Genomic DNA, 4,958 nt, shown 5'->3' with positions numbered 1-4,958 from the left:
CAGTGAGGCGGGGGCGCTCGCGGCCATCCGTACCGCCCGCGAGGAAGACATTCCCTTTCTGGGCACCTGCGGGGGCTTCCAGCATGCCCTGCTGGCATAGGCCTCGGCCTGTTCACCGCCGCCTCTTTGGCCGGTGGGCTCGCCCAGGAGGGCTGGCAACTGCTCGCCGCCCGCGCCGCGCAGGGGCTCGGTGCCGCCGTGCTCGCCCCCGCCACCCTGACCCTGCTCACCACCACCGTCCCCGAGGGCCCCGCCCGGACGAAGGCGATCGGCACCTGGATGGCCGTCGGTGCGGGCGGCGGTGCGGCCGGCGGGCTGATCGGCGGAGTGCTCACCGATCTGCTCTCCTGGCGCTGGGTCCTGCTGATCAATGTGCCGGTCGGGGTGCTCGTCCTGGCCGGCGCCGCCGTCCGGCTCGCGGAGGGCCGGGCCGGGGACCGGCGGCGGATCGACTTCCTGGGTGCGGTACTCGTCACGGTGGGCCTCGCCTGCGTCGCGTACGGCATCGTGCAGACCGAGGAGTCGGGGTGGACCGCGACGGCGACCCTGGCGCCGCTGCTCGGCGGAGTGGTCCTGCTGGGCGTCTTCGTGGTGGTGGAGGCCCGGACGGCGGAGCCGCTGATGCCACTCCGGGTGCTCGGGGCGCGGGCGGTGACGTCGGCCAACGCGGCGACGTTCGTGATCGGTTCTGCGACGTTCTCGATGTGGTACTTCATGACCGTGTACGCCCAGAGCGTGCTGGGTTACACCCCGCTGGAGGCCGGACTCGCCCTGATGCCCACGTCGTTGGCGGTCGTCCTCGGCTCGAAGTGCGCGCCCCGGGTGATGGCCGTGACCGGCGCGAAGAACCTGGCGCTCATCGGTACGGCGATCGCCGCGGCCGGCTTCGGCTGGCAGTCCACGATGGGTGCCGACGGTTCATACCTCACCTCGGTCTGCCTGCCCGGGGTCCTGATGATGGCCGGTACGGGCCTGGCGGCCACTCCGCTCGCCTCGCTGGCCATCAGTGGCGCGGCCCCCGGCGAAGCCGGTCTGGTCTCCGGCCTCGTCGGCACATCCCGCACGATGGGCGGTGCGCTCGGTCTCGCCGTGCTCTCCACCGTCGCGGCGGCCCGCACCGCGGGCGGCACCGGACCGGAGGAGCTCACGGCCGGGTACGCACTCGCCTTCCGGACGGCCGGAACGGTACTGCTGGGCGGACTGCTGCTGATGGCGCTCTGGCTGCCCCGCCACCGGCCGGACCGGCGCTGAGGCGCAGGGCCCGTCCGCCCCCGGTCCGTCGGACAGGCCCTGCAACCACCTCTACAGCCACCCCTGTTGCCGCGCCGCCCGCGCCGCCTCCATCCTGTTGCGGGTCCCCGTCCTGCCGATCGCCGCGGACAGATAGTTCCGCACCGTCGACTCGTCGGACAGGTGCAGCTTCGCCGCGATGTCGGCGACCGTCGCCCCGACCACGGCCCGTACGCCGCGCCCCGCCCGGCCGAAGGTCTTGACCGCCCCGGTGAGGACCACCGCGGCTCCGCTCCCCGTTGTCTGCGTCATGAAAACGACGCTACGGAGGGCGCCCGGGGCCCCGGCAGAGGTGTGTGTACGGACTTCGCCATGACATATGTCATGGCCGGGCGCGGGCCCACGGATGAATCTGACGCTACGTCAGCAGCAGTCTTCACAACTGCTGGGCGCTGCGTTATACATGGGTTCATCGGCTAGAACGCGTTCTAGAACGGGCGTGGCGGCCGGTCCCGCGCGACCTCGGTGCGGCCGACGGTGCGGACGGCCGCGCCGAGGTCTTCCCACCATCAAGGAGCAGCTCTCCCATGCCCATTGATGCCGACAAGGCTCTCGCCGCCGAACCCCGGTCCACCCGGATCAGCTGGGGCCACAAGGACGTCCAGCTCTACCACCTCGGGATCGGCGCCGGCTCCGACCCCGACCGGGCCGACCCCGCGACCGACCCCCACGAGCTGCGCTACACGCTGGAGTCCCGGCTCCAGGTGCTGCCCTCCTTCGCCACCGTCGCGGGCGCGGGCATGGGCGTGGTCGGCGGACTCTCCTCGCCCGGCATCGACATCGACCCCGCCGCCGTCCTGCACGGCGGGCAGAGCGTACGGGTGCACCGGCCGATCCCGGTGAGCGGCAGCGCCGTACAGACCTCGAAGGTCGCCGCGGTGTACGACAAGGGCAAGGCGGCCGTGCTGGTGCTGCGCACCGAGGCCGCCGACGAGGAGGGGCCGCTGTGGACCAACGACGCCCAGATCTACGTCCGGGGCGAGGGCGGCTTCGGCGGTGAACGCGGCCCGTCCGAGCGGGTCGCCCACCCCGCGACCGCCCCGGACCACATCGTGGAGCGGCCCATCCGGCCGGACCAGGCACTGCTGTACCGCCTCTCCGGGGACTGGAACCCGCTGCACGCCGACCCCGAATTCGCCGCGCGGGCCGGCTTCGACCGGCCGATCCTGCACGGACTGTGCACCTACGGGATGACGCTCAAGGCCGTCACCGACACGGTCCTGGGCGGCGATGTGACCCGTATCCGCTCCTGCCGCACCCGTTTCGCCGGGATCGTCTTTCCCGGCGAGACCCTCCGCATCGAGATGTGGACCGCCGAGAACCAGGTGCGGGTCGAGGTGAGAGCCGTGGAGCGGGACAACGCCATGGTCCTCGGTGACACCTTCGTCGAACACTCCTGAACCCGACCCGACTCCAAGAGGACCACCGGCCCACGTTCCACAGGCCCATGAGGGGAGCCGCACCATGCGCGCAGCCGTACTGCACGAGATAGGCCAGGACAAACTGGAAGTCCTCGACGACGTCGAGGCGGTGGGCTTCGGCCCCGGCAAGGTCAGGCTCCGCATCAGGGCCACCGGACTGTGCCACTCCGACGTCTCCGCGATGAGCGGGGTGCTGCCGCAGCCCGCCCCGTTCATCCCGGGCCACGAGGGTGCCGGTGAGGTCCTGGACGTCGGCGACGGAGTCACCGGGCTGAGCGCGGGGGACCGGGTGCTGGTCTGCTGGCTGCCCGCCTGCGGGGCGTGTCCGTCCTGCAAGCGCGGCCAGACCCAGCTCTGCCTGGCCGGCTTCATGAACGCGGGCACCCCCAACTTCAAGCGCCCCGGCGGTGATGTCTTCGGCTTCGCGGGCACCGGCACCTTCACCGAGGAGGTCGTCGTCGGCGCGGGCTGCGCGGTACCGATCCCCGACGACGTGCCGTTCGAGATCGCCGCGCTGATCGGCTGCGGGGTGACCACCGGACTGGGCGCGGCCATCAACACCGCACAGGTGGAGGCGGGTTCGTCGGTCGCCGTGATCGGCTGCGGCGGCGTCGGCATCTCCACGATCCAGGGCGCCAGGGTGCAGGGCGCCGCCCAGATCGTGGCCGTCGACCCGGTCGCGTCGCGGCGCGAGGCGGCGCTGCGGTTCGGCGCGACCGAGGCGGTGTCGCCCGACGAGTTCGCCGACGCCAAGCAGCGGGTCACCGCGGGTGAGGGCTTCGACTACGTCTTCGAGGTCGTCGGCAAGTCGGCCACCGCACGCACCGCGTACGACAACACCCGGCGCGGCGGCACCCTGTGCATCGTCGGCGCGGGCGCGATGGACGACAACTTCCAGGTCAACATGTTCGAGCTGTTCTTCGACGAGAAGCGGATCCTGCCCTCCATGTACGGCGGAGGCGATGTGCTCCGCTCGTACGAACGGGCCATCGCGCTCTGGCGGGCCGGCCGGATCGACCTCGAATCGATGATCACCCACCGGGTGCGGCTCGACGGGATCAACGACGCCCTCGACCAGATGCGGACCGGCGAGTCGCTGCGCACCTGCGTCGAGCTCTGAACCCTGGCCGCCCCCTTGCCCCGCCCTTCCCGAGAGGACTGGAGAGATTCCGATGTCACTTCCCCTGGACGGCATGTCCGCGATCGTCACGGGCGCGGGCCGCGGCCTCGGACGCGCCGAAGCGCTGGAACTGGCGGGGCTGGGCGCGTCCGTGGTCGTCAACGACTACGGGCAGCCGGGCCGCGACGGCTCCGGCGAGGCGTCCGCGACGCCCGCCGAGGAGGTCGCCGAGGAGATCCGGGCCGCGGGCGGCCGGGCGGTCGCGCACCTCGGCGACGTCTCCGACCACGAACAGGCCCGCGCCCTGGTGGAGCTGGCCGTCGACACCTACGGAAAGCTCGACATCCTGGTCAACAACGCGGGCATCCTGCGCGACCGGATGATCTTCTCGATGACCGAGGACGAGTGGGACTCCGTCATCAGGGTCCATCTCAAGGGCCACTTCAACACCACGCACTTCGCCGCCGCGCACTGGCGCACCCGCTCCAAGGAGTCCGGCGGCCCCGTCCACGGACGGATCATCAACACCTCGTCCGAGGCGTTCCTGGCCGGTTCGGCGGGCCAGCCGAACTACGCGGCGGCCAAGGGCGGCATCGTCGGCCTCACCACCTCCACGGCCCTGGCCCTGGCCAGGTACGGCGTCACCGCCAACGCCATCTGCCCGCGCGCCCGCACCCGGATGACCGCGGACGTCTTCGCTGGGTTCCAGGAACCGACGGACGGCCGGCTCGACGCGCTCGCCCCCGAGCACGTCGCGCCGCTGGTCGGCTATCTGGCCTCCCCGGCCGCCGCCAAGGTCAACGGACAACTGCTCGTGGTGCACGGCGGAATGGTCGCGATCGTCGAACGCCCCAGGGTCGCGGCCAAGTTCGACTCCTCGAAGGAGATGTTCTCCTTCGACGAGCTGGACGAGCTGATCTCGCCGTACTACGAGGGCCGCCCGCCGAACGAGACCTTCGCCGCGGCGGAGGTGCTCGGTCTGAAACGGGGCTGACCACCGGGGGCCGGTCGCCGGGACCGGCCACCGCGGGAACGGGTGGGCCCCGGCAGCCGACCGGCTGCCGGGGGCCCCCCCGGCCACCGGGGGGTGGCGCGCGGTCAGGGCGCCCCGCTGGGCCCCACGGAGG

3 protein-coding genes and 2 pseudogenes are annotated in these 4,958 nt (G+C 72.1%); 4 read left to right on the top strand and 1 reads right to left on the bottom strand.

Annotated elements, in window-relative coordinates; all coding sequences use genetic code 11:
* Window positions 1–96: 96 nt before the first annotated feature.
* Window positions 97–1,251 (top strand): annotated as a pseudogene (locus tag ABZY11_RS40600) (MFS transporter); the annotation flags it as partial.
* 51 nt (window positions 1,252–1,302) lie between these two features.
* Here the strand turns inward: ABZY11_RS40600 and ABZY11_RS40595 are convergent.
* A pseudogene (locus tag ABZY11_RS40595) lies at window positions 1,303–1,452 on the bottom strand (LuxR C-terminal-related transcriptional regulator); the annotation flags it as partial.
* 365 nt (window positions 1,453–1,817) lie between these two features.
* Between ABZY11_RS40595 and ABZY11_RS40590 the strand changes: the two are divergent.
* The 3 genes from ABZY11_RS40590 to ABZY11_RS40580 all read left to right on the top strand — a co-directional run bounded on the left by ABZY11_RS40590 (window position 1,818) and on the right by ABZY11_RS40580 (window position 4,825).
* Window positions 1,818–2,690 carry a MaoC/PaaZ C-terminal domain-containing protein gene (locus ABZY11_RS40590; protein WP_356483981.1) on the top strand — a complete coding sequence of 291 codons (873 nt, stop codon included), beginning with the start codon at window positions 1,818–1,820 and terminating at the stop codon, window positions 2,688–2,690.
* A gap of 64 nt (window positions 2,691–2,754) precedes the next feature.
* Entirely contained in the window at window positions 2,755–3,831 is a 1,077-nt protein-coding gene (locus ABZY11_RS40585; protein WP_356483980.1) for a Zn-dependent alcohol dehydrogenase, read from the top strand.
* A gap of 52 nt (window positions 3,832–3,883) precedes the next feature.
* Window positions 3,884–4,825: a 3-oxoacyl-ACP reductase gene (locus ABZY11_RS40580; RefSeq protein ID WP_356483979.1), complete on the top strand. Its 942-nt coding sequence runs from the start codon at window positions 3,884–3,886 to the stop codon at window positions 4,823–4,825.
* Window positions 4,826–4,958: the final 133 nt, after the last annotated feature.

Source organism: Streptomyces sp. NPDC006510, from assembly GCF_040611955.1.
Taxonomy (GTDB): domain Bacteria; phylum Actinomycetota; class Actinomycetes; order Streptomycetales; family Streptomycetaceae; genus Streptomyces.
The sequence above is the reverse complement of the archived record's forward strand: the minus strand, read 5'-3'. Positions and strand labels throughout refer to the sequence as shown.